Origin of the sequence: Candidatus Poriferisodalis sp. (assembly GCF_965198245.1) — a bacterium.
In the GTDB taxonomy this organism is placed as follows: domain Bacteria; phylum Actinomycetota; class Acidimicrobiia; order Acidimicrobiales; family Poriferisodalaceae; genus Poriferisodalis.
This window is the reverse complement of record NZ_OZ240249.1, coordinates 191,083-214,442: the sequence shown is the minus strand read 5'-3', so window position 1 is coordinate 214,442 and position 23,360 is coordinate 191,083. Positions and strand designations below refer to the sequence as shown.

Below are 23,360 nucleotides of genomic sequence, written 5' to 3'. Positions count from 1 at the left end.
GGGACGTCAGCCCTGACCGAACATCATCAGCCACTGAGCCTCGCTGCTTGGCTTGAAGACGTAGTTCATCTGGCGTGTCTGGCCCATGGTGGCGCTCGGCTCGAACGAGTACCGGTGCCCGGGAAACAGCACGGTCTCATCGGGCACCTTGGCGAGCGTGTCGTGCAGCGAGCGATACATCGCGGCGGGGTCGCTGCCGGGCAGGTCCATGCGGCCGCAGCCGTCGAGAAACAGCGTGTCGCCGGCAACGAGCGCCCCTGCCACCAAAAAGCACTGGCTGCCAGGTGTATGCCCTGGCGTGTGCAGCAGCTCGATGTCGATGGCCCCCACCGACACGACGTCGCCCGGCGCGTGCAGTTCCATGTCATCGACGGAGATGCCCGTGGTCTTGCGCACCAACTCCGCCTCGGGTGCCTGCAAGTGGATCTTGGTGCCCTGGCGTTCGAGCAGCTGGGCGACGCCCTCGATGCTGTAGCCCATCATGTTCCCACCGACGTGGTCGGCGTGGAAGTGCGTGGCCAGCACACCGGTGAGCGCCATGTCGTCTTCGGCGAGCATGTCGAGCAAGTCATCCACGGCGTAGGCCGGGTCCACCACGACGGCCTCGTGGGTCTCCCGATCACCGATCAGGTAGGAGAAATTCACCATCTGGCGGGCGATCGGGTCGCTGATGGCGAAATCCTGACCCGACAGCAGCTGGCGGAAATAGAGCCTGCTCTCGGTGGGCGGTGGCGTCACCTGCGAGTCCTCGGACATAGCAGCGCACAGTACTGCGGCAGGCCACGAATCGTCTGCGGCGACGGGCATCGCACCGAGAGTTGCCCGATGTCGGATGCGTGTCTGTTCGGCGACGATCCGGGCGGTTGGCTGGCCCGTCTGCCGCAGGCGCGGCAGTATTCGCCCATGAGCCAAACGCCTGTCTCGCTGTCGGACTTCTACGAAATGGACGAGTTCCTCACCGATGAGGAGACGATGATTCGCGACACCGTCGCCACCTTCGTGGCCAAGGAGTGGGATCCGATCGTGGGCGACCACTTCGAGGCGGGCACCTTCCCCATGGAGCTGATCCCGACGATCGCCGACATGGGCCTGCTTGGCATGCACCTCGACGGATTCGGCTGTGCGGGCGCCTCGGCCATGGCGTACGGCGTGGCCTGCCGGGAGCTGGAGGCCGGCGACAGCGGGCTGCGCAGCTTCGTGTCGGTGCAGGGGTCGCTGTGCATGTTCCCCATCTGGCGTTACGGCTCCACTGAACAGAAAGAGGCGTGGCTGCCTCGTATGGCCGCCGGCGAGATCATCGGCTGCTTCGGGCTGACCGAGCCCGACCACGGCTCCGACCCGGTCTCGATGACCACCCGGGCGGTGCGTAGCGGCGACACCTGGATCCTCAACGGGGCCAAGCGGTGGATCACCAACGCCGGGCTGGCCGACCTGGCCATCGTGTGGGCCAACACCGACGACGGATTCCGGGGTTTTCTGGTGCCCACCGACTCACCGGGCTTCGAGGCCCGCAAGATCCAGAACAAGCTCTCGCTGCGGGCCTCGGTGACCGGCGAGTTCTACATGGACGACGTCGAGGTGCCCGAGTCGATGCGGCTGGGAGATGCGCTGAGCATCGGCGCGCCGCTGAGCTGCCTGTCAGAAGCCCGCTTCGGCATTGCCTTCGGGGCCGTGGGCGTGGCCCGCTGCTGCTACGAGGCAGCGCTGGACTACCAGCTCGAACGCCCCCAGTTCGGCAGGCCACTGGCGAGCTTCCAGATCAGCCAGATCAAGTTCGCCGACATGCTTACGTCGATCACCAATGCCAACCTGCAGGCCATGCGGCTCGGGCAGCTGAAGGAACAGCACCGGCTGCGACCGCATCACGTCTCGATGGCGAAGCGGCACAACTGCCGGGTGGCCATCGATGTGGCCCGCACGGCCCGGGCGATGATGGGCGCCAACGGGGTCTCCACCGAATATGCGCCGATGCGCCATGCAGCGAACATGGAATCGGTCATGACCTACGAGGGCACCGAGGAGATCCACGGGCTGATCCTCGGCCAGCAGATCACCAACATCCCAGCGTTCCGCTGACACCACCGCTGACATCACTGCAGACACAAGGAGCACGCTATGACCGCCAACACTGACCACAGGTTCCGCCGACGCCGGGGCGCCATGTGGCAGTTCATGTTGGCGGCGCTCGCCCTCACGTTGCTCGCTGCGGCGTGCAACGGCGGAAGTGATGATTCCGACGCCACATACACCGAGGATGTACCTGCGGCGTTCCCCGCCGCTGACATGGCCGAAGGCGACTTCGACATGGCCGATGACGACATGGCCGAAGAGGAAACGGCCATGGAGGAGGAAATGGCCGCACAGCCCGCTTCTCTCACGAGCGGTGGAGCTGCTGCCCAAGAAGAATCGGGCTCGGACTCACTGGCTGGGGCACCGCCGGTTGTACCCGCCGATCTGGGCCGCGACATCATCTACACCGCCTGGATCTCGGTGGAAGCAATCGATGTCTCCGCTGCTGCCGCCGAGGCGACATCGATCATCGAGAGCGTGGGCGGCTTCACGTTCGCCCAGCAGACCTCCACCCGGGGCCGTGCGCACACGACACTGACGTTCAAGGTCCGTCCCGACCAGTTCGCCAACGCACTCCAACGCCTCTCGGGCGTCGGCGAACTGCTCGAGCAGAATGTGAGCGCCGAGGACGTCACCGACATCGTCGTCGACCTCGGCAGCCGCATCGGCACCGCAGAGATCAGTGTGGATCGGCTGCGCGAGTTCCTCAGCCGAGCCGAAGACGCGAAAGGCGTCGCCGAGCTCGAACGCGAACTCTCCGACCGCGAAACCAACCTCGAACGGCTTCGAGGTCAGCTGCGATCGCTGCGGGATCGAGTCGATCTGGCCACGATCACGTTGAACATCGACGAGGCCGCCGCGGCAGTGCCCACGTCTGCACTGACGATTCGGGCGTGGCTGAGCACCGGCGACGAGGACCCCTGCCTCGGGTTCACCGAACTGGTGGCACCGCCCGAAGGCGACGTGAAGTTCTGCTTCGAGCTGGAGAACAAAGGCGAAACGACGCTCACCGATGTGCGGCTCAGTTCGGATGCGCTTCGCTTCGCCATGGGCGACCTGAGCGTGGTCGAGGGCACCGACATTGAACGCATCGAGCCTGGCGACCGCGTGGTCACCACCCTCACCGAGCCTGTCAGCGAGGGTCGCATTGCCGGCCGTGTCGCCACCCGCGGCCTCGACGTCGATGTTCAGTTACGCGCCGTGCCGGTGACCGACGACGGCGACGATCTGGCACAGCTGGCTCGCACCGTCGGGCTGCACCTGTACGTCGAAGAGGACGACTCGCCGCCCGGCTTCGGCGATGCGCTGAGCGGCGGCTGGGATGCGCTCGTGACCGTGGGCAACGGCGTGCTGCTGATCATCGGCGCTCTGCTGCCGTTCCTGCCGGTTATCGCGATCGCGCTCTGGGTGGCGTGGTGGTGGCTGCGTCGCCGCCGAGCCCGCCGAACTGTCACGTCAAGCAACTCCGGCGGGGTCTGATTCTTCGAAGAGACCGTCAAGAGCCCTCTGCGACACCGGACAAATTCGGACGTCCTTCGTGATGTCCGTTTATGTCCGATCGTTGCGGGCCAGACTCGCTGCATGCAGGTAGAAGCCGTTCTCACCACGGGCATCTACTGCCGAGCGGACTGCTCGGCACAGCCACTGCCGCACAACGTGACGCACTACTCCAATCCGGTGGCCGCCGAGGTGGCTGGTTTCCGTCCGTGCCTGCGTTGCCATCCAGAACGCCGCGCCGGCTCACTGGCCGATCTGGACGTGCCCACGCCGGTCGGAGCGGCACTGCTGCGCATCAACGACGGCTTTCTCGATCACCACGACGAAGAGGCACTGGCGGCCCACGTGGGCTACAGCGCCCGTCAACTGCGGCGATTGTTCGAGCACCATGTCGGGGCGACTCCCACAACCATCGCCCGATCGCGCAGGGCGCACTTCGCCCGCTGCCTGATCGACGACACCGATCTGACGTTCGCCGAGATCGCCCGAGCTGCGGGCTTCGGCGGGCCGCGCCAGCTGCACAGGGCCATTACCTCGGTGTTCTGTTTCACGCCTACAGAGTTGCGGTCGAAGCGGCGCCGAGGCGAACGGCCTCGCCTCGACGGCGGCCTCGTGCTCGCATTGCCGTACCTGGCGCCATTCGACTTCGAGGCGTTCATCTCGCACCAGGCCTCCAGAGCCATACCGGGTGTCGAGGCCGTCACCGGTGCTGGCGGCTCAGCCGCTTATGTCCGCAGCTTCAGCGCGTATGGGCATGCCGGCATCGTCGAGGTGACTGTGCCAACAGACGCCGCCCCCATGGCGGCCGTGCCAACAGACGCCGCCCCCATGGCGGCCGTGCCAACAGACGCCGCCCCCATGGCGGCCGTGCCGGGCGACGGCGAACAGCTGCAGATGCGGCTGCATCTGCCGACGTACGACTCGATCATCGACGCCGTGAGCCGCGCAAGGGCCTTGCTCGGAACCGACACCAATCCTTCGCCGGCTGCAGCTGCGCTCGCCGACGACCCGCTCATCGGGCCACTCACGCGCTCCGCACCAGGCTTGCGCGTGCCGCGCTCGTGGGACCGCTTCGAGACCGCCATCCGCATCGTCGTCGCGCAGCAGATCTCGCTCGCCGCGGCGTCTACGTTGTCCGGCCGGATCACACAGCGCTTCGGCACACCGATTGATGCGTTATTGGAATGCTGCGCAGGTTCACCTGCGCGCATCGAGCACGGCGAAGACGTTGCGGTGCCACTGACTCACCTCTTCCCGGACGCAGCGAAGCTCGCTGATGCCGGAACCGCAGGGCTCGCGGGGCTGGGGTTCACCCAGCGACGAATCGACACCATCGTCGGCATCTCCCGCGCAGTCGCCAGCGGCGACGTGGACTTGAGCGCCACTGACACCCTCGAAGCCACCGTGGCCCAGCTCTGTGAACTGCCCGGCATCGGGCCCTGGACTGCGCATCTCGTCGCGATGCGGGTGTTCGGCCACGACGACGCATTCCCCGCCTCCGATCTGGGCCTGCGCCGGGCGATAGAGCGCCTGGTGGATCACCCGATGCAACCACGGGAAATCGACACGGTGGCCGAGCGCTGGCGCCCCTACCGTGCGTGGGCTGCACAGCATCTCTGGCACGCCGCTGCGGGGTCCGGTCCAACCCAGTCCGGCCCGACCCCTCGCTGACCTCAGTCCCGACCCAGGAAGGACCCTCATGAACCCATCGCATTCCCGTCCCTGCAACACCGACACCGTCGACGCCCCAGCCGACAGCGCGGACATGCACTGGCACACGACCATCGACAGCCCGATCGGACCATTGGGCTTGGTGGCAACCGAACAGGGGTTGCGCGCCGTGTCGTGGCGGGGCGAGGAGACCTCCGTCAAGCTGCCCGACGACATGATCGAAGATCCCGACCACCCGATCCTGCACCAGGCCGCGCAGCAGCTCGACGAGTACTTCGACGGGAAGCGCACCAGCTTCGACCTGCCGCTCGACTTGCGAGGCACCCCGTTTCAAGTGGCGGCGTGGCGAGCACTCGGCGACATCCCCTACGGCAGCACCCGCAGCTACGGCGAGCAGGCGTCGCTGATCGGCAGGCCGAAAGCCGTGCGGGCCGTCGGCCAGGCGAACGGCCGCAATCCGGTGCCGATCGTGCTGCCGTGCCACCGGGTTATCGGCGCCAACGGCTCGCTCGTGGGCTTCGGCGGTGGCCTCGACCTCAAGACACAATTGCTCGAACACGAGGGCGCACTCGACTGAACAGATCGGCTGAACAGCAGTCCGCTGGCCACACCCCGCACCAGCTGCCACCACGCCGCCGCCGCAGTGCGCGAGGAGGGACTTGAACCCTCACACCCTTGCGGGCACAGGCACCTGAAGCCTGCGCGTCTGCCAATTCCGCCACTCGCGCGTGGGGCGATCAGGCTATCGGGCGAACCTGCGCTCCTACACTGGGCCGTCGTGGTTGGCGCCAGCTTGATCGGCAGCGACGGACAGTGCCACGAACTGCGGCATTCGACCGTCATCGGGCGGCGCGACGACTGCGACATCGTGCTTGACGGCCCAAAGGTCTCACGACGACACGCTCAGATACGCCAGGACGCAGACGGCTTGCTCCTGGTGGACCTGGCCAGCGTCAACGGGACGCTGTTAAACGGGATCGAGATGACCAGCGAGCGTCTGGCCCACGGTGATGTCGTCATGATCGGCACCCACGAACTGCGGCTGGAGCTGAGCTGATGTCCGAGCAGCTGGTGCGGCTGCTCGCGCTGGGCGTGCTTGTCCTGCTCTACCTGTTCTTCTTCCGGGTGATGCGCGCGGTGTGGGCCGGTGTGGCGACACCCCGCAATCATCTCAGCTGGAGATCGCTGCTTGCGCTGCGAGGCGACGGGCCCCCCAACGGCAACGCCGCCCCGCAGCCTGTGGCTCTCGTCGTGCGCTCGCCGTTGAGCGCTCAGGGCGAACGGCACCTGCTGGCCGACACGCTGACCATCGGACGCAGTGCCGAGTGTGACGTGATCATCTCCGACAGCTACTCATCGCAGTCGCATGCCCGCCTGTACCGCAACGGCGCCCAGCACCTGCTGGAGGACCTGGGATCGACGAACGGGACCTACCTGAATCGCCAGAAGGTCGCCAACGCCACCGTTGTGCGCATCGGCGACTACGTGCAAGTGGGCTCCACCGTCTTCGAGGTCAGCGCATGACAGAACCCCGCTGCGCCCACATCGCGGACTGGCCGCGCCCTGCGTGCGCTGCACTCGGCTGTGCCGCTGCCCCCCAAAGCCGCGAGACTGGTCCGCTATGAGTGCCCCCGCCCGCCAGATGCGCATCCGCTGGGGCGGAGCGTCCGACCGGGGCCTGCGCCGAGCCGAGAACCAAGACGCCATGTACGCCGACATCGGTCTGTTCGTGGTGGCCGACGGCATGGGCGGCCACCTCGGCGGCAGCGTCGCATCCAGCCTCGCTGTGAAGACCGTTGCAGCCAACTCCCCTTCAACGCCACCGGAGCTGCTGGCGGCCGTCCGCCACGCCAACCAAGTCGTGCACCATCGCTCGACAGCCCATCCAGATCTCGCTGGCATGGGCACCACGTTGTGTGCCATCGCCGTGGTGCAATGCGACGACAGCCGGGTGTGGTGCCTGGTCAACGTCGGTGATTCACGTGTCTACCGCTTCCAAGGGGGCGAGCTCTCCCAGCTGACCGTCGACCACAACTTCGTTGCCGAGATGATCCGGGCCGGCGATCTCACGGTCGCGCAGGCCGCCGACCATCCCCGGCGCAACACGCTCACTCGCGCCATCGGCGTGGAGCCAGAGGTGCTGATCGACGACTGGATCCTCGACCTCACCGGCAATGACCGCTTCCTGCTGTGCACCGACGGCGTCACCAACGAACTGCACGAAGACGAAATCGCCGAGCTGCTGGATTCTGATGAGCATCCATCAGAGGTGGCACGCGCGCTTGTGCGTCAGGCCAACGACTGCGGGGGACGCGACAACTCCACGGCGCTGGTGGTGGACGTCGACATCGAAGGGATCGAGATCGCCCCGACCGCTCCCGACGCCGAAGTCACACGGACGGGCGACAGCACCGAAAGCACGCCCAAACGGCGCGGCTGGCGGCGTTCTCGCTCACGCTGAGGCCACCGCTGCGCGCGCGACGCCGCACCGAGTCTGCGCTCGCAGCAATGGCGAGCGTGGTGGTCTGTGCTGCCTTCGCGGTCGCCGGCATCGGAGTGTCGCGCAACGGCGACACGGGATCGCTGTGGGACACGGCTGTCTGGCTGGGAATCGTGCTCCTCGGCGGCGCGGCAACGCGTGTCGCGATCAGGCGATGGGCTCCGAACAGCAACGAGATTCTCTTCGGCGTCGTCGGTTTGCTCATCGGCATCGGCTGGGTTTTCGTGGTCCGGATCGATCCGTCACTGGCACAGGGCCACACGTTTGCGGTGCTGGCGGGATTCGCGGCCCTCGCGGGGACCTTGGTCGCCATGCGTCGCGTCGACTGGTTCATGCAACGCCCAGGCACCTGCGGTCTCATCGCCGCAGTGCTGGCTGGGCTCGGCAGCTTCGCCAGCGGGATCGATGTGTCCGGCGGCGCCTACGACCCGGCCCGGCAGTGGCTGAGTCTCGGATCGCTCAACGTGCAGCCATACGGCGTGGCCAAACTCGGCGTGGTCCTGGCAGCCTGCGGGCTCACGGTCGCCGCCCCGCGGTGGCTGCCGGCTCGCTTGGTGCCTCACCGCCATGCCGTGGGTGCAATCGTCGCTGCGGTCGGAGCGTGGACGCTGCTTCTCACCCAAGGCGACCTCGCGTCGTCGGTGTTGATCTTCGCAGCGGCATGGTTGCCGCTGTGGCTTGACGGCGACGATCTCGTCGGCAGCGAGCTGCCGACCGTCGCTCGGTCAACGCGCACGCGCGCACTCGGCGGCGTGATCGCCACCTACGGAGTCGGCGTCATCGTGCTCGCCTCGGTATACGACTGGCTGTCCGCACAGATGCGCCACTGGCAGGACCCGTGGTCCGTGGGCGAGGGGGCATCCACCGTCGAGGCGGCGTTCGCTATCAGTGCCGGCGGGATCAGCGGCGCGGGCCCCGGTCTCGGCGCTCCGCAACGGATCGCGGCGGTTCACAGCGATTTCGTCTTCGCCGTCATCGCCGAGGAACTCGGCATTCTGGGCGGCGCAGCGCTGCTGGCTGCGTTCATGCTGCTCATCGGGGTCGGCGCTGGAATCGCCCAGGGGGCACGGAGCACGCATCGGCTGCTCGCTGCCACGGCAACTGCCGTGATAGGGCTGCAGGCGCTTGCCACCATCGCAGGAGTGCTGCGGCTGCTCCCGCACACCGTCGGCGCCCTGCCGTTCGTGGCCCATGGACCTGCGGCGCTGGTTGGCAACTGCATCGCCGTCGCGATGCTGCTGGCAATTTCGGATGTCAGCGGCAGCTTGCGACTCGAGGAGAACGCGCCGAGGGCGTCCGAGCCGGCGCAACTCCGTATGCCCCGCCGTCCGGACGACGACTCAGCGGCGGGGGACGCTCCGACGGGCGAACTCCGTGCCCCCACCGCCAGGCCAGCGCGTCGCAGACGCCGACCCGCGAGCGATCCCTCCCAAGGCGAGCCTCAACAGCTTCCACTGGGTGACCCGTGAACCGGCGCATCACACGGTTGGCCGTCGCGCTTGCAGTGAGTTTCGCTGTGCTCGTGGTGCAGCTCACCAACATCGGCTTTCTGCGCGCCGACGAGCTGCGTCGTCACGAACTCAACACACGTGCAGCGGCGGCCGCCATCGGTTCGGCGCGCGGTGCGATCATCAGCGCGGACGGCGAGACGATCACGCCCGACATCGACCCAGACGACTCCGGCGCAGTGCAGGTGCGCACCTACCCACACGGGTCGCTCTACGCCCACATCGCGGGCTACCTCTCACCCGCTGCGGGCGCGAGCGGTCTCGAGCGCAGCTGGGATGGTGAGCTGTCAGGAAACGCCCTTGATGTCGCCGTGACACAACTGGCCGACCTGTTCGTCGACAGCGGTCGCGTCGGCGACGTGATCTTGACGGTGCACCACGGTGTGCAGCTCACCGCGCGCGCTGCGCTCGGAGATCGTGACGGCGCCGTCGTTGTCGTGGACCCCGCGACCGGCGCCATTGTGGCGATGTGGTCGCGTCCCAGTTTCGACCCCAACGCGCAGGTCGTGCTGTCACCCGATGCAGTTGCAGCCAGTGCCTCGCCGCCGGTGGCACGCGCCTACCAACGCCACTACGCCCTCAGCGCCGACGCCGTGGTCCATGCGACCGGCGACGAATTGCTGGGCGGGGCGCGCCGGCAGCTGGGTTCGACAGGCATCGATCTGCCCGGCGAACCGGACGGCGCCGTCTTCGGCGAAGGGGTGCCCCTGACACCGCTGCAGCTAGCCCTGGCCGCTGCTGCGATCGCCAACAGCGGGGTGCGGATGCGCCCTTATGTGGTGCACCGTGTTGATGCGCGCTCGGCCTCCCGCTCGGGCGAGGGCGAGCCGCCCACCCCGGATGCATCCGCACAGACAGCGCCACGCAACGCCGGTCGCATCTTCGAGATCGCTGATGCAGCTGGGCTGCTGGCGCGCATGGCAGCACAGGCGCAGCTCGCTTCGATCGGCCTCGCACCGACCGACGGCGTCGAGCTTTCCGCAGCGGTCGCGACTGGCCAGCTGCTTGATACAAACGGCGACCGCGAGCGAACCGGCAGTTGGGCGGTGCTACTGGCCCCAGCAGATGCACCCACGGTCGCCGTCGCAGTGCTCATCGAACCCGACGCCAGTCTTGACGTGGGCGACCCGCAGGCCGGCGGTACCTTGGCAACGATGATCGCTGCGACCGCAGCGGAAGCCGCCCTAGCGCTGCGGGCAGTCCCGACCTCATTCGAAGTCGGCCCGTAGCCCGAACCCTGCAATCACCCCGCCGGCACGACGGCCCGACCTGGCAGCAATTGCCCTTTGCCCATGGCAGACACCGACAACCCAATCTTCGGCGGCCGCTACGAGCTGTTCAGCCGTATCGCGCGGGGCGGGATGTCCGAGGTGTTCCTAGGCCGCGACCGCCTGCTCGATCGGCCTGTCGCCGTCAAGGTGCTGTTCCCCGAGTTCGCGACCGACTCGTCGTTCGTCGAGCGGTTCCGGCGCGAGGCCCAAGCCGCAGCGAACTTGAGCCAGCCGAACGTGGTCGGCGTGTACGACTGGGGCAACCACGAGGGCACCCACTTCATCGTGATGGAGTACGTCGAGGGACGGAGCCTGGCTGAGGTCATCCGCAGCGAGGGTCCGCTGCACCCCGATCGCGCCGCCGACATCGCTATTGACATTGCCGCGGCGCTGGCGTTCGCTCACAGCAACGGCGTCGTACACCGCGACATCAAGCCGGGCAACGTCATGGTTACCCCGTCCGGCCAGGTAAAAGTGGCCGACTTCGGCATCGCACGAGCGCTCGGCGGTGGTTCTGACGACCTGACACGCACCGGTTCGGTGATGGGCACAGCCACGTACCTGTCGCCCGAGCAGGCCCAGGGGCACGAAGCGGACCCGCGCAGCGACGTGTACTCGCTGGCCGTCGTGCTCTATGAGGTGCTCACGGCGGGGCCGCCGTTCACCGGCGACAGTCCGGTGGCCATCGCCTACAAGCACGTGCAAGAGGTTCCGGTCCCGCCGTCGCGCTACAACGCCGACGTTCCCCACGAGCTCGAAGCCATCTGCCTGCGCGGGCTCGCAAAAGATCCCGATGCCCGATACGGCTCAGCGGCCGAGCTGCGTAACGACCTGCTGCGGTTTCGGGCAGGCCAGCCGACCCATGCCTCAGCGGTCGATGTCACGGCGTATTTCCCTGCGGTGACGGCCGCCGCACCACCGGCGGCACAACAAGCACCCGCGCCCGTCCAGGCCGCACCGCCAGCTACCCCGCCTACGCCCCCGTACGGCCACACGCAGTACCCGTCGCAATACCCGCAGGGCCCGCCTCCCAGCGCCGTCGAGCCGCCGGACCGCACGCCGATGTGGATCACGCTGCTCGTCGTGTTGCTGCTGGTCATCGCCGGGCTGGTGTTCCTGTTGGTCAACGACCGGGGCGAATCGGGAGTCGTGACCGAGCCCGAGAGCACTTCCGACGTGCGGTTGCGGGTGCCCAGCGTGGTGGGCTTGCACTTCGCCGAAGCCGAGCGCGAGCTCGCCGATGTCGGCTTCGATCACGTCAGCATCGAGTTCTCCGAACGCGATGACGTCGACGAGAACGTCGTCTTCCAGCAGAACCCCCGCGCCGGGCTGCTGCTCGCCGAGCCGAACGATCCCGACAACCCGGTCACCCTGTTCGTCGCCGCGCCACGCACCTTGGTCCTGTTGCCCAATGTGGTCGGGCGAACGTATGAAGAGGCTGAGGCGCTGCTGGTGGCGGCCGGCTTCAGCGTCGAGCGCATCGACGTGCGCAACGACAACCTGGCGATCGGGCTCGTGACCGAGCAGAGCATTCCGAGCACCGAACAGCGCCCGGCAGGCACGATCGTGACGCTGACGGTCTCAGCAGGCCGGGGCGAGGCGGAGGTGCCGCGCCTGATCGGGCAGACGGTCGACGACGCCAGGGTCACGCTGGCCCGCCTCGGGCTCGTCGACCGGGTCGAGCGGGAGTTCTCCACCGAGTTCAGCGTGGGGAGCGTCATCCGCAGCAGTCCCGAAGCCGCCGCGGCGGTAGAACGGGGCAGTGTCATCACGCTTGTTGTCTCCGATGGACCTGAAGAACTGGTCGTGCCGTCGCTTAACGAGTTGGGCACCACCGATGTGAATGCCGTTCAAGCGGCGCTCGAGACGCTCGGGTTCCGAGTGCGGCGAGCGGAACGCGAGAGCGAGAACCCTGACGTGAATCCAAAGATTGTTCAGGAACTCGACCCCATGCCCGGAACCCGACAGATCGCCGGATCTGAGATCATCATGTTTCTGCTGAAGCCGCCCGTCATTGCCGTCGTGCCGAGCTTGCAGGCGATCGGAACATTCGAGCCCGACAAGGTGGCCGCCGCCATGGCTGAGTTGGGTTTCACCGTCGATCAGCGAACGCAGCCGGTCACCCAAGGCGACCCGGCTGACGGTCAGGTCATCGCATTCGAACCCGCCTCGGGCACCGACATCAAGCTTCACTTCGACACGGTGACGCTTGTAGTTGGGGAAGCGACGATCAGTGCGCCTGAAGTGTCGCCCGACAATGACGAGCAATTGCCGAACGGTAACTCGAACGACTCATAGTCACGGCTCGGCCGCGCCGCAGGCAGGCAGTACACCTCGCCATGTTCTCCCAGACAGACCACTAGGTTGATCGGCCATGGCCCGGCCCCGCAAGACCAGCCGTATCACTCCCAAGGGCACGCGACCTCAGAACGCGCCCGCCCAGCAGCACAGCGCAAGTAGCCATGGCGAACAGAGCGGCTCGTGGTTCGGCTGGCTGATCGTGGCGCTGCTCGGGGCCGGCACGGCGGTAATCGTGGCGAACTACATGAGCTGGTTGCCCGGCAGTCCCACGAGCGCGTGGATCGCCGTCGGCCTTGGCATCGTCCTGGTGGGCATCCTGTTCGCGACGCGCTGGCGCTGATCGACTGCCGTCCGGTCCGTCGCCAAGGCCGCAAGACCCCAAGACCGAGAATTACATCGATGTGACTTTCCCCAGCTTGTGGAAAACCTGTGAACTGGGGCGCTACTCGTCCGCGTTGGCAATGAGATCCATTTCCTCGCTACAGCAGCGGGGCGGATCCGGGTTCTGCACCGGGGCGCGCGTCATGCGCATCTCGGTGCCGCACAGGCTGCACCGGTAGGTGAGCCGCACACGGCGTAGCTCCCCCGGCGGGGGCGGCGGCGGGATCGGCCGCGAGAACGTCGCCATCATCCGCAGGCCAAGCCGGTACACAATGAAGATGAACACCAGCGACAGCGGCACAGCCAGCCACAGGCTCACGCTGTCAAGCTACTGGCGCTTATGCGAAAGTGTCCTCATGCGACCGAGTGGGACTGAGCCTGGGGACTTTGTCGAGTACGACATGGACCTCTACGAGGCGCAGCGCCGCAGCGCCATGCGTGCTGCGCTGGAGGCCAGCCGGGCCGAGCTGTCGGCGGAACTCGGCATCGAGCTGCAGGTTGCCAGCGAGGGCAACGAACTGGTGCTTGTCGACTCCGAGGGAGTGCGCTACCGGGCGACTCTGAATCACCATGGCCGGCTCGTGCTCACCGCAGCGCGGGGAGCGAGCCTGCTCTAGCGGGCGGGGGTGGCTCGGAAGGCTCGTTCGAGCAGTGATGCCGGGGCCGGCGCCGGCTCGGACTCCGGCTCGGGCATTTCAGCGGGCTCGGGGCGTGACCGGGGCTCGAAGAGCGGTGGGGCACCAGCGCTCTCGGGGGTTCTTGCGCTTGGGCTGGATTGCGCCATGACCGGTTCGGACTCGGGCGCCCGACGATCCACGAACTCCCAACCGACCGGAACTTTGATCCGGTCCGCATGGGCCCGGCACAGCGGGACGATGATGTCGCGGTTGCGAGAGGTGCCAGCGATCGTGGCGGCATCGAGGTCATAGAGCCAGGCTCTCGTCTGGGGTACCTCGTAGCCCAGCCCCGCGGTGGCCATCTCGGTGCACATCCCTCGAACACACTGCAACATGGCATTTCAAGGTACCGGCGCGCCCCCAACGGGTCGGGGATAGGGACGTCGCTCCGGTGCTGAACATGCGATCTCGGTAGGGTTCTCTGCACCAGAAGCAGGCACGCAGCTGGCATGCACACGAGGGGAGCCGCTGTGGTTGGCGGAGCATTGAAGTCAGCGAGCATGGACGATTTCGACCTGCGGATGTCGACTGGGGTCGAGTCGCTGTATGAGGCCGTGAAGACGTTCATCCGCGACGAGGTCGATCCCATCACCGAAGAGTTCCATCGCCTCGGCGAGAACCGTGAAGAGCGCTGGAGCTGGGGGGACGGGCAGCTCGAACTGCTGGAAGTTGCCAAGACCAAGGCACGCGAGCAGGGCCTGTGGAATTTCTTCCTGCCCGACGCCGAGACCGGCCAGGGCCTCAGCAACCTCGACTACGCCTACATCGCCAACGAGCTCGGCAAGAACCGACTGGCCTCGGAGTGCCTGAACTGCTCCGCGCCTGACACCGGCAACATGGAAGTCCTGGAGCGTGTCGGCACCGCCGAACAGAAGCAGCAGTGGCTCGAACCGCTGCTCGCAGGCAAGATCCGCTCGGCCTATGCCATGACCGAGCCGGCCGTGATGAGCTCGGACGCAAAACAGGTGCAGACCAACGCCGTGCTCGACGGCGAAGAGTGGCTGATCAACGGCGAGAAGTTCTACATCTCAGGGGCAGGCGACCCGCGCTGCAAGATCATGATCACCATGGTCCGCACCAACCCCGACGCGGACACCTACAAGCAGCAGTCGCAGATCCTCGTGCCGATCGACACGCCGGGTGTCGAGATTCTGGGGCCCATGCATGTGTTCGGCGCCGACGACGCTCCGCACGGGCACATGCACATCCTGTTCAACGATGTGCGCGTGCCGAGAGACAACGTGCTGCTCGGCGAGGGCCGGGGCTTCGAGATCAGCCAGCTGCGTCTTGGCCCCGGGCGCATCCACCACTGCATGCGCTCCATTGGCGCTGCCGAGAAGGCCATCGAGATGATGGTGGACCGGGGCCTGTCCCGTGAGGGGTTCGGCAAGAAGCTCATCAACCTGGGCAAGAACATGGAAGTCGTCTCGCGCTCACGCATCGAGGTCGAGGCCATGCGGTTGATGGTGCTGCGGGCCGCGAAGGCCATGGACACCCTTGGCAACGCCGAGGCCCGCGTCTGGGTCAGCGCCGTCAAGGCGATGGTGCCCGAGAAGTGCTGCGACATCATCAACGAGGCCATCCAGATGCACGGCGCGGCCGGCGTCTCGCAGTGGTTCCCGCTGGCGGAAATGTGGCATAGGCAGCGCACGTTGCGTTTGGCTGATGGTCCCGACGAGGTGCATCACCACATGGTGGCCCGCGCCGAAGTGCGTACTCGTGAGTCAGAGCGGTCCATGGGTCTCGCTGTCGAGCACACGCTGGACGGGCCGCGTCAGCCAGCCATGGCCTTCTCTGGCCCCTAGCCGGCCAGCGGCTTGCGGGCGTTCACCCGGGAGCACGTGGGCTCTTAGGCGTGGGTGGGGTCGCCGAGGTCTCGCAGCGCCCAGTCGCGGAGCTCTACTTTTCGGATCTTGCCCGAGGGCGTGGTGGGCATCTCGTCCACGAACACGACGTGGCGGGGGATCTTGAAGCTGGCTATGCGGCCGCGGCAGCGTTCGAGGAGGGCATCCTCAGTGAGGTCGGGTGGGGCTGTGGCGGTGCGTTGCACGAAGGCCACCGGCACTTCGACGAGGCGGGGATCGGGGTAGCCGACGACGGCGATCTGTTCGACGCCGTCGACATCAAGCAAGTAGCCCTCGACTTCGGCTGGTGAGACATTCTCGCCGCCCACTTTCAACATGTCCTTGTGACGGCCGATGAAGACCGCGTGGCCGTCGGGCCGCATCCGGGCAATGTCGCCGGTGTCGAGCCAGCCGTCGTCGTCGAGCACTTCGGCGGTGGCTTCGGGGCGGCGCCAGTACTGCTCCATCACCGTGTAGCCCCGGACGAACAGCGCCCCAGGAACGTCGGGCGGGCATTCTTCGCCGGTCTCGGGGTCGCGGATCTGGAACTCGATGCCGTCCATCGGGTAGCCGGAGGCCTCGGTGCGCTGTTCGACGCTGTGGGTCGGGTGGCTGCAGCTCACGAACGCCCACGACTCGCTCATGCCCCAGCCCGAGATGGTCGGGCAGAACACCTCTTGTGCCCGTCGGGCTACGGGTGTGGACGACTCCATGCCTGCAGCCAGCGTTCCCATCCGCAGGCTGGACACGTCGCGGGATTGCTCTTCCTGAGCCCGCAGCAGGTCGCCCCAGTGCGAATCGAACCCGTGCAGGACCGTGCCGCCGCGTGACTCGACCTCTGCCAGGACCGCCGCAGGGTCGAAGATGTCGAACAGCACCTGGCAGCCGCCGGAGAGCACCGCTTGGATCGACACCTCGCCGAAGCCGAACAGGTGGAACAGCGGTAGGTAGCTCATGTGAATGTCGTTGGCGGTGTGGCCCAGCAGCATGGCGCGCTCTCGGCTGTTGCGCAGGGGGCGGTGGGTGTGCACGACGCCCTTGGGGTGCCCTGTCGTGCCCGAGGTGTACGCCAGCATCATGCGGTCGTCGACGGTCACGTTGGCTGCCCGTTCGGCCAGCTCGGCGTCGGAAACGCTCTCGCCGGCGGCCAGCAGGTCGCCCCAGCTCAGGGTGTCCGCAAGGCTGTCATCGCGGGGCTCGCCGGTGAACACGAGCTGCTCCAGGTGCCCTGCCTCAACGATCCCGGGGTAGGCCTCGCACAGCATCTCGCGGTAGTCGATCGGCCCTGAGCGGTCGATCGAGATCATGAACCGACTCTGCGACTGCGCCACCGTGTAGGCGACGTCGTCGGTGCGGTAGCGGGTGTTCAGCGGCACGATGCAGCACCCCACTTTGGGAATCGCGTACTGGAGCCACAGCCACTCGGGCAGGTTGGTCATCCAGACGGCCACGTGGTCGCCTCGCTGCACGCCCAGCGCCATCAGCCCCTTGGCCACCCGGTCCACCTCGGCGGCGAAGTCGGTGTAGTCCCAGCGCTGCGAACCGAAGACCACCGCCGGGCGGTCCCCCCACATGCGGGCCGCACGGTCGACGGCGTCACCCAGCAGCAGCCAGTCGTATGTCGCACCCTCAGCCATCGCCGCAGCGTAGGCCAACGCTCCGGTGACACGCCCAGCCGGTGGGCCGTCCCGATGAGTCACTACGGACGGGAAGCGGTGGTGGGGGGTACGTTGAGCGGGTTCGTGCGTTCGTGGGCACTGGTGGGCCGAGCCACCTGCAGCCCGAAGGAGTGGTGCCGCCGTGGAATTCGACCTGATGACGGGGTCCTCAACGTGGACTGAGGCCGCCGAGTTGGCGGAAGCGGTCGAGGGCGCCGGTTTCTCGGGGATGCTCTACACCGAGACTGGGCAGGTGCCGTGGATGCAGCTCGCCGCGGCCGCCATGGCAGCCCCGAGCCTGACCTTCACCACCGGCATCGCGGTCGCGTTCCCACGCAGCCCGATGGTGTCGGCCCAGCTCGCCTGGGAGCTCGCCGGCGAGACCCGTGGCCGTTTCCGGCTGGGGCTCGGCAGCCAGGTCAAGGGCCACGTCGTGCGGCGCTACTCGTCAGAGTTCGATCGCCCTGCGGCGCGCATGCGCGACTACGTGCTGGCAGTGAAGGCGTGCCTGCGGGCGTTCCGGCGGGACGAGAAGCTCAGCCACGAGGGCGAGTTCTTCAACCTCAGCCTGCTGCCGGCCCAATGGATGCCACGCAGGCACAACTACGGCGACGTCAAGGTCGACATCTCCTCGGTGGGGCCGATCATGAACCGGGTGGCGGGCGAAGTGGCCGACGGGGTGCACGTCCACCCGATGCACACAATGCACTACATCCGCGAGCGGCTGCTGCCCGAGGTGGCCCAGGGCGCCGAGCGGGCCGGCCGCGATGTCGCCGGGATTGACCTGATCGTTCCCGTCTTTGCGGCTCCCGGCGACTCGCCAGAAGAGCTGGCACCGCTGATCCGGCGTGCCAAGACGCAGGTTGCCTTCTATGGCACCACCCCGAACTATTCGTTCCAGTTCACCGATCTGGGGTACGAGGGCGTCACCGAGAAACTGCGCGACCTGATGCGCTCGGGCGACATTGCCGGCATGGCCGACGTCATCACCGACGACATGCTCGAGCACTTCGCCGTCGTCGCACCGTGGAACGAGATGGGCGATCGGCTGAAAGACCGGTACGGCGGCACTGCGGCCCGGGTGGTCATGTACTTGGCCGAGGAGCAGATCCGCAAAGACCCAGACATGGTTCACAAATGGGGCGCGGTGGCGCAGGCCACACGCTCCTGAACGCACCTACAACGCAGCGTTTGGCGACAGGAGATGACGTGACTGACGACGGCAACGTGGACCGGGTGGCCTTGGTGACCGGCGGCGGCCGGGGCATCGGGCGGGAGATCTGCTTGGGATTGGCCCGCGCCGGACGACGGGTTGCCGTGACCGACCTGCGGGTGCCCGAGGCCACCGACACAGCCGCGGCGATCAACGCTGAGAGCGGCAGCGGCCGTCATGGGGGCGGCGAATCGAACAGAGCAATTGCCGTGGCGATGGACGTCGCTGATTCTGATTCGGTGGCTCAGGGTCTGCTGGCGGTGGCCGACGAGCTCGGCCCGGTCGAGGTCCTCGTCAACTGCGCCGGCTGGGACGAGCTGAAGCCGTTCGGTACAACAGACGAGGATTTCTGGGACCGCATCATCGAGCTCAACTACAAGGGCCCGTTGCGGACCACGCATGGATGCCTGCCCGCCATGATCGAGGCGGGCTTCGGCCGGATCGTGAACATCGGCTCCGACGCGGGGCGGGTGGGTTCGTCGGGCGAGGCCGTCTATGCCGGTGCCAAGGGCGGAGTCATTGCCTTCACGAAGACCATTGCCCGCGAGGTGGCGCGGCGTGGCATCACCGCGAACGTGGTCTGCCCCGGGCCGACTGACACGCCGCTGCTGGCAGAGATCGCCTCGGCCACCGACACGAGCGACAAGATCATCGGGGCAATGGCCCGGGCCGTGCCCATGAAGCGCATCGGCCAGCCGCACGAGGTGGCATCGGCTGTCGTCTACCTGTGCAGCGAGGAGGCCGGGTTCATCACCGGCCAGACCCTGTCGGTCAGCGGTGGCCTGACCATGGCCTAGGCCGACGGCAGAGACGGCCCCCCAACGAGGGCTAGGCGCCGTAGTTGGGGTCGCGGCGTTCGGCGAAGGCGCGGAGGCCCTCCTTCGCATCGGGGGAGGCGAAGGCTGCACGGGTGTACTCCTGGTAAAGGCGCAGGCCGTCGGGCAGTGACATCTCGCGGCCGCGCAGCGCCAGTTCCTTGGTCATCCGGATTGCTGCAGGGCCGTTCGCAGCGATCTGGTCGGCGACGCCGCGGGCCGTCGACTGCAGATCCTCGGGAGCGGTCATCTCGCTGACCAAGCCGACTCGCAGCGCCTCAGCGGCATCGATGAACGATCCGGTCAGCAGCAGCCGCATCGCATCCGACGAGCCGATCAGGCCCGGCAGCCGCAGCGCCCCGTAGCCGTGCAGGATCGCCCAGCGCACTTCGGGGCAACCGAACTGCGCGGTGTTGTCGCAGACGCGGATGTCGCAGAACAGTGCCAGCTCGAGTCCCCCGGCCAGGCAGTAGCCCTGGATGGCCGCAATCGTGGGCTTGGCGGTCTCCAGCCCGATATCGAATCGGTCTGGACGCCACGGCATCCACCCAGTCCGGTCCGCGAACTCCCCGAGATCGTGTCCGGAGGTGAACGCCCGGCCGGTCCCGGTGACGATCGTGCAGCGAACCGCGGGATCGGCATCTGATGCCAGCAGCGCCGCACCGATAGCTTGGTACATCTCGTCGGTCATCGCGTTTAGCTTGTCCGGTCGATTCAACGTGATCGTCGCCACGTGCCCATCGACTTCGTAGGTCACCTCGTCCATGGCCAGCTCCTCGCTCGATTGGCGAAATGCTTGCACGATCAGCATGCGAGTGACAACGGACAGCGGCGCACGTGCGAGAAAATCGTCGTGTGGCGAATCCCGGCCGCAGTACGTTGGCCGTGCCGGCCATGACTCCCGAGACGGCTCCGCAACCGCCAACCGGCCGATGAGGGGCCCCGACCGATGACAGCCACACTGAACGACCTGGTGAAGTCCAAGGGCTACGTCGTGGCCGACGGCGCGATGGGCACGCAGCTGTTCGCCGCCGGGCTGTCGTCGGGGTGGTCTCCCGAGGAATGGAATCTCAGCCACTCCGAAGAGGTACGCGCGGTCCACCGGGGCTACCTGCAGGCAGGTGCAGACCTGATCGTGACGAACAGCTTCGGCGGCAACTGCTTCCGGCAAAGCTTGCACGGCTTCCAACGGCGGGTGGATGAGCTGAACCAGGCCGCCGCGCACATCGGCCGGCTCGAGGCCGACACTGAGATGGAGCGGTCAGGTCGGCCGGTGCTCGTCGCCGGCTCCATGGGGCCCACCGGCGAATTGCTGGCGCCGCTCGGCACCATGGAGTTGCAAGCGTGCGAAGCCGCTTTCGCTGAGCAGTCCGCGGCGCTGGCGGCAGGCGGGGTCGATCTGCTGTGGATCGAGACGATGAGCGCTCTCGACGAGGTCGAGGCTGCGGTTCGAGCAGCGCGTTCGATGTGCGACCTGCCGGTCGCCGTCACCATGAGCTTCGACACCGCTGGTTGCACGATGATGGGCGTCACCGGCAAAGAGCTGGTCGATCGGCTGGGGGCGCTGGAACTCGCGGCCATCGGCGCCAACTGCGGGAACAACGTGCCCGACACCGAGGCCGCGGTCATTGCCATTGCCAGTGCCGGCAGCGGCACGCTCACCGTTTCCAAGCCGAACGCAGGGGTGCCCATCTGGCGCAAGGACGCGCTGGTCTACGACGGCACCCCCGAGCTGCTCGCCGCGCATGCGCACCGCGCACACACAGCAGGCGTCGGCGTGATCGGCAGCTGCTGTGGCAGCACACCGGCTCACACCGAGCGGATCGTCTCGGTGCTTGCGGGCGATGAACCGCCGCCTTCTGTCGAGGTGGTCCTCAACCCACAAACGGCTCTCGATGAACGCTTGGTCCGCCGACGTCCCCGCCGGCGTCGGAACCACGGTTGACGCCGGCCAGATGCCGGCGCATCCACCCGTCGACTCCGAATGCTCGCGATCACAATGACGGCCGACCGTGACGTCGAGCTGACCGATCCGTGGCAAGCGATCGAGGCCTGCTACGAAGCCGGCTGGACCGACGGGCTGCCGGTGGTGCCGCCGACCGAGCCGCTGGTCGACGCCATGGTGGACGGCGGTGTGTGGGATGCCAGCGACGTACTTCTGTGCGAACCCGCACGCGGACTCAAGGTCACCGCTCGCAAGGCCGCCGCCAACGCTGTCATGGCCGGGTGCCTGCCCGAGTACTTCCCGGTTGTAGGCGCAGCCCTCGCGGCCATCGGCGACCCGTCCTTCGAGTTGCACGCCGTGTCGGCCAGCACCGGCGGCGCAGCCATCCTCATCGCCGTCAACGGGCCGATCCGTGACGAGATCGGCATCCACTACAAGGAGAACCTGTTCGGTCCCGGTTTCCGGGCGAATGCCACGATCGGTCGCACCGTGCGACTGGTGCTGCGGAACTGCCTCGCCGCGATTCCCGGCAAGCTCGACAAGAGCACCCAGGGCTGGGCCGGCAAGTACGCGATGTGTTTCGGGGAAGACGAGGCAACCAGCCCGTGGGAGCCGTACCACGTCTCGCTTGGCTACTCGCCCGACCAGAGCACGGTTACCGTCATGGCTGCCGAATCGGGCCACAACGTTCTGAACCATGCATCGCCCGATCCCGAGGGATTGCTGGGCACATTCGCCGACACGATGTCTGCGTTCGGGTCGCTCAGCTCAGGCCGCTCACTGATCGTCTTCGCGCCCGAGCACGCTCGCAAGCTCGGGGCGGCCGGCTGGAGCCGCGCACAGGTGCAGGAGTACCTGTTCGCCCACGCCACCCGGACCTACGCCGAGGTGAAGCGTGGCGGCAAGGTTGAAGCTGCCGGCAATGTCACCGGCTTCCATCCCACCCACTGGATGGAGACCGACCCGACGGTGCAGCCCGGCGACGAGGACATCTCGGTTCCCCGCGGGACGTGTCCCGACGACATCGCTCTCATGGTCGGCGGCGGCGATGCCGGCGGCCATTCATCGTTCTTCCCGACATGGAGCCGGGATCGTAGCGTCCCGCTCATCACCCAGGAGATACTCAGGCCATGACCGTCACCCTGGTCGACCCGACGCTGCCCGCCGCCAGTTCGGGCGCCGCGCTCGCGCCGCGGCCGGACTCGCTAGAGGGTGCCGTCGTCGGGCTGGTGAGCAACGGCAAGACGCACGCCCCAGGGATCCTCCAACGTGTCGCACAGAACCTCATCGAGACACACGGTGCGCGCGATGCGGTGCTGATGCTCAAGCCCACCGCCAACCTTCCCGCAGCCCCCGAGGAGGTCGAGGCGCTAGCCGCCGACGTGACGGCGATCATCGCCGCCATCGGCGATTGAGGCAGCTGCTCGTCGAGCAGTGTGCTCGACGCCATCCACTTCGAGGAGCGAGGCGTGCCCGCCGCGGCCATCCTGACCGAGCCGTTTGCCACGACCGGCCGAGCGATCGCCGAGCTGACCGGATTCGCTGACTACCCATTCGCCACGGTTCCGCACCCGATCGGCAGCCTGACGCTCGACCAGGCAATGGCGGTTGCCGATGCGGTGATGCCGGCCGTGCTGGGCCTGCTCACCAACGCCGGTGCTCAGCCGGCCAGCAACCGCGAACTGATCGGCACCGACGTGGCGGGATCGCCAGCAACCGGTTCCGCTCTTGCCGACGTCGTCGAAGAACTGGCCGCAGTCCTGCGTGCGGATCGTGCCGACCTCACCGCCTCCGTCGCAGGACGCCACATCACCCTTCGCCTCCACATTCCCGACGAAGCCTGCGCCGAGTGCATCCTGCCCGCGTCGATGCTCGTGCCCATGTTCGGGCACCGCTTCGACACTGAGCTCGGCGCCGGCTGGTCAATCACGCTCGACGACCCCAGAGAGCACGAGCACCGGGACCCTGCACCGGGCTGATCGTCCCCGAACCCGTGGTTTCCGCGTCCG

The 23,360-nt window shown here is 67.2% G+C and carries 23 protein-coding genes and 1 tRNA gene; 18 read left to right on the top strand and 6 right to left on the bottom strand.

The window, feature by feature from the left end:
* Positions 1–6: 6 nt before the first annotated feature.
* Entirely contained in the window at positions 7–756 is a 750-nt protein-coding gene (locus ACOCMM_RS01195) for an MBL fold metallo-hydrolase (RefSeq protein ID WP_419554796.1), read from the bottom strand.
* 147 nt (positions 757–903) lie between these two features.
* On the opposite strand from ACOCMM_RS01195, the gene ACOCMM_RS01190 reads away from it, so the two are divergent.
* From ACOCMM_RS01190 to ACOCMM_RS01175, 4 genes are all read left to right on the top strand, one after another.
* On the top strand, positions 904–2,076 hold the full coding sequence (locus ACOCMM_RS01190; protein WP_419551386.1) for an acyl-CoA dehydrogenase family protein: 1,173 nt from the start codon (positions 904–906) through the stop codon (positions 2,074–2,076).
* A 39-nt stretch (positions 2,077–2,115) separates the two neighbouring features.
* On the top strand, positions 2,116–3,549 hold the full coding sequence (locus ACOCMM_RS01185; RefSeq protein WP_419551385.1) for a DUF4349 domain-containing protein: 1,434 nt from the start codon (positions 2,116–2,118) through the stop codon (positions 3,547–3,549).
* 102 nt (positions 3,550–3,651) lie between these two features.
* Positions 3,652–5,238 carry an AlkA N-terminal domain-containing protein gene (locus ACOCMM_RS01180; RefSeq protein WP_419551384.1) on the top strand — a complete coding sequence of 529 codons (1,587 nt, stop codon included), beginning with the start codon at positions 3,652–3,654 and terminating at the stop codon, positions 5,236–5,238.
* Positions 5,239–5,332: 94 nt separating this feature from the next.
* The gene (locus ACOCMM_RS01175) at positions 5,333–5,815 is read left to right on the top strand and encodes a methylated-DNA--[protein]-cysteine S-methyltransferase (protein ID WP_419554795.1); all 483 of its coding nucleotides are present in this window, start codon (positions 5,333–5,335) and stop codon (positions 5,813–5,815) included.
* A gap of 67 nt (positions 5,816–5,882) precedes the next feature.
* On the opposite strand, the gene ACOCMM_RS01170 is transcribed toward ACOCMM_RS01175, so the two are convergent.
* A tRNA-Leu gene (locus tag ACOCMM_RS01170) sits at positions 5,883–5,966 on the bottom strand.
* 50 nt (positions 5,967–6,016) lie between these two features.
* Here ACOCMM_RS01170 and ACOCMM_RS01165 point away from each other — a divergent pair.
* From ACOCMM_RS01165 to ACOCMM_RS01135, 7 genes are all read left to right on the top strand, one after another.
* Complete coding sequence (locus ACOCMM_RS01165) at positions 6,017–6,295, top strand: FHA domain-containing protein (protein ID WP_419551383.1); 279 nt, start codon at positions 6,017–6,019, stop codon at positions 6,293–6,295.
* Positions 6,295–6,762, top strand: coding sequence for an FHA domain-containing protein (locus ACOCMM_RS01160; RefSeq protein ID WP_419551382.1), 468 nt, complete (start codon positions 6,295–6,297; stop codon positions 6,760–6,762). The genes ACOCMM_RS01165 and ACOCMM_RS01160 overlap by 1 nt, the downstream gene beginning before the upstream one ends.
* A 97-nt stretch (positions 6,763–6,859) precedes the next feature.
* On the top strand, positions 6,860–7,699 hold the full coding sequence (locus ACOCMM_RS01155; RefSeq protein WP_419551381.1) for a PP2C family protein-serine/threonine phosphatase: 840 nt from the start codon (positions 6,860–6,862) through the stop codon (positions 7,697–7,699).
* A 47-nt stretch (positions 7,700–7,746) separates the two neighbouring features.
* Positions 7,747–9,207 (top strand): FtsW/RodA/SpoVE family cell cycle protein, encoded by a 1,461-nt coding sequence (locus ACOCMM_RS01150; RefSeq protein WP_419551380.1) that lies wholly within the window; start codon positions 7,747–7,749, stop codon positions 9,205–9,207.
* A complete protein-coding gene (locus ACOCMM_RS01145) occupies positions 9,204–10,475 on the top strand; it encodes a penicillin-binding transpeptidase domain-containing protein (RefSeq protein WP_419551379.1) in 1,272 nt (423 codons plus the stop codon). Before ACOCMM_RS01150 ends, ACOCMM_RS01145 begins: the two co-directional genes overlap by 4 nt.
* A 63-nt stretch (positions 10,476–10,538) precedes the next feature.
* Positions 10,539–12,815 (top strand): Stk1 family PASTA domain-containing Ser/Thr kinase, encoded by a 2,277-nt coding sequence (gene pknB, locus ACOCMM_RS01140; RefSeq protein WP_419551378.1) that lies wholly within the window; start codon positions 10,539–10,541, stop codon positions 12,813–12,815.
* Positions 12,816–12,891: 76 nt separating this feature from the next.
* Entirely contained in the window at positions 12,892–13,158 is a 267-nt protein-coding gene (locus ACOCMM_RS01135; RefSeq protein ID WP_419551377.1) for a cell division protein CrgA, read from the top strand.
* A 102-nt stretch (positions 13,159–13,260) separates the two neighbouring features.
* Here ACOCMM_RS01135 and ACOCMM_RS01130 read toward each other — a convergent pair whose 3' ends face one another.
* The gene (locus tag ACOCMM_RS01130) at positions 13,261–13,518 is read right to left on the bottom strand and encodes a hypothetical protein (RefSeq protein WP_419551376.1); all 258 of its coding nucleotides are present in this window, start codon (positions 13,516–13,518) and stop codon (positions 13,261–13,263) included.
* A gap of 37 nt (positions 13,519–13,555) precedes the next feature.
* Between ACOCMM_RS01130 and ACOCMM_RS01125 the strand changes: the two genes are divergently transcribed.
* Positions 13,556–13,816 carry a hypothetical protein gene (locus ACOCMM_RS01125; protein WP_419551375.1) on the top strand — a complete coding sequence of 87 codons (261 nt, stop codon included), beginning with the start codon at positions 13,556–13,558 and terminating at the stop codon, positions 13,814–13,816.
* Here the strand turns inward: ACOCMM_RS01125 and ACOCMM_RS01120 are convergent.
* Positions 13,813–14,211 (bottom strand): DUF3499 family protein, encoded by a 399-nt coding sequence (locus ACOCMM_RS01120; protein WP_419551374.1) that lies wholly within the window; start codon positions 14,209–14,211, stop codon positions 13,813–13,815. The two genes, ACOCMM_RS01125 and ACOCMM_RS01120, sit on opposite strands and share 4 nt — an antisense overlap.
* A gap of 186 nt (positions 14,212–14,397) precedes the next feature.
* On the opposite strand from ACOCMM_RS01120, the gene ACOCMM_RS01115 reads away from it, so the two are divergent.
* Positions 14,398–15,681: an acyl-CoA dehydrogenase family protein gene (locus ACOCMM_RS01115; RefSeq protein ID WP_419554794.1), complete on the top strand. Its 1,284-nt coding sequence runs from the start codon at positions 14,398–14,400 to the stop codon at positions 15,679–15,681.
* Positions 15,682–15,725: 44 nt separating this feature from the next.
* Here the strand turns inward: ACOCMM_RS01115 and ACOCMM_RS01110 are convergent, their stop codons facing one another.
* Complete coding sequence (locus ACOCMM_RS01110) at positions 15,726–17,357, bottom strand: class I adenylate-forming enzyme family protein (RefSeq protein WP_419551373.1); 1,632 nt, start codon at positions 17,355–17,357, stop codon at positions 15,726–15,728.
* 163 nt (positions 17,358–17,520) lie between these two features.
* On the opposite strand from ACOCMM_RS01110, the gene ACOCMM_RS01105 reads away from it, so the two are divergent.
* Entirely contained in the window at positions 17,521–18,549 is a 1,029-nt protein-coding gene (locus ACOCMM_RS01105; RefSeq protein ID WP_419551372.1) for a TIGR03617 family F420-dependent LLM class oxidoreductase, read from the top strand.
* A gap of 38 nt (positions 18,550–18,587) precedes the next feature.
* Positions 18,588–19,388: an SDR family NAD(P)-dependent oxidoreductase gene (locus ACOCMM_RS01100; RefSeq protein WP_419551371.1), complete on the top strand. Its 801-nt coding sequence runs from the start codon at positions 18,588–18,590 to the stop codon at positions 19,386–19,388.
* Positions 19,389–19,419: 31 nt separating this feature from the next.
* On the opposite strand, the gene ACOCMM_RS01095 is transcribed toward ACOCMM_RS01100, so the two are convergent.
* A complete protein-coding gene (locus ACOCMM_RS01095) occupies positions 19,420–20,217 on the bottom strand; it encodes an enoyl-CoA hydratase/isomerase family protein (RefSeq protein WP_419551370.1) in 798 nt (265 codons plus the stop codon).
* Positions 20,218–20,355: 138 nt separating this feature from the next.
* Between ACOCMM_RS01095 and ACOCMM_RS01090 the strand changes: the two genes are divergently transcribed.
* Genes ACOCMM_RS01090 through ACOCMM_RS01080 form a run of 3 tightly spaced genes read left to right on the top strand, consistent with a single transcriptional unit; the run spans position 20,356 to position 23,330 of the window.
* Positions 20,356–21,351, top strand: a complete 996-nt coding sequence (locus tag ACOCMM_RS01090) for a homocysteine S-methyltransferase family protein (protein ID WP_419551369.1) — start codon at positions 20,356–20,358, stop codon at positions 21,349–21,351.
* A gap of 54 nt (positions 21,352–21,405) precedes the next feature.
* Positions 21,406–22,485, top strand: a complete 1,080-nt coding sequence (locus ACOCMM_RS01085) for a hypothetical protein (RefSeq protein ID WP_419551368.1) — start codon at positions 21,406–21,408, stop codon at positions 22,483–22,485.
* Positions 22,482–23,330 carry a UGSC family (seleno)protein gene (locus ACOCMM_RS01080; RefSeq protein ID WP_419551367.1) on the top strand — a complete coding sequence of 283 codons (849 nt, stop codon included), beginning with the start codon at positions 22,482–22,484 and terminating at the stop codon, positions 23,328–23,330. Before ACOCMM_RS01085 ends, ACOCMM_RS01080 begins: the two co-directional genes overlap by 4 nt.
* The last annotated feature ends 30 nt before the right edge of the window (positions 23,331–23,360 follow it).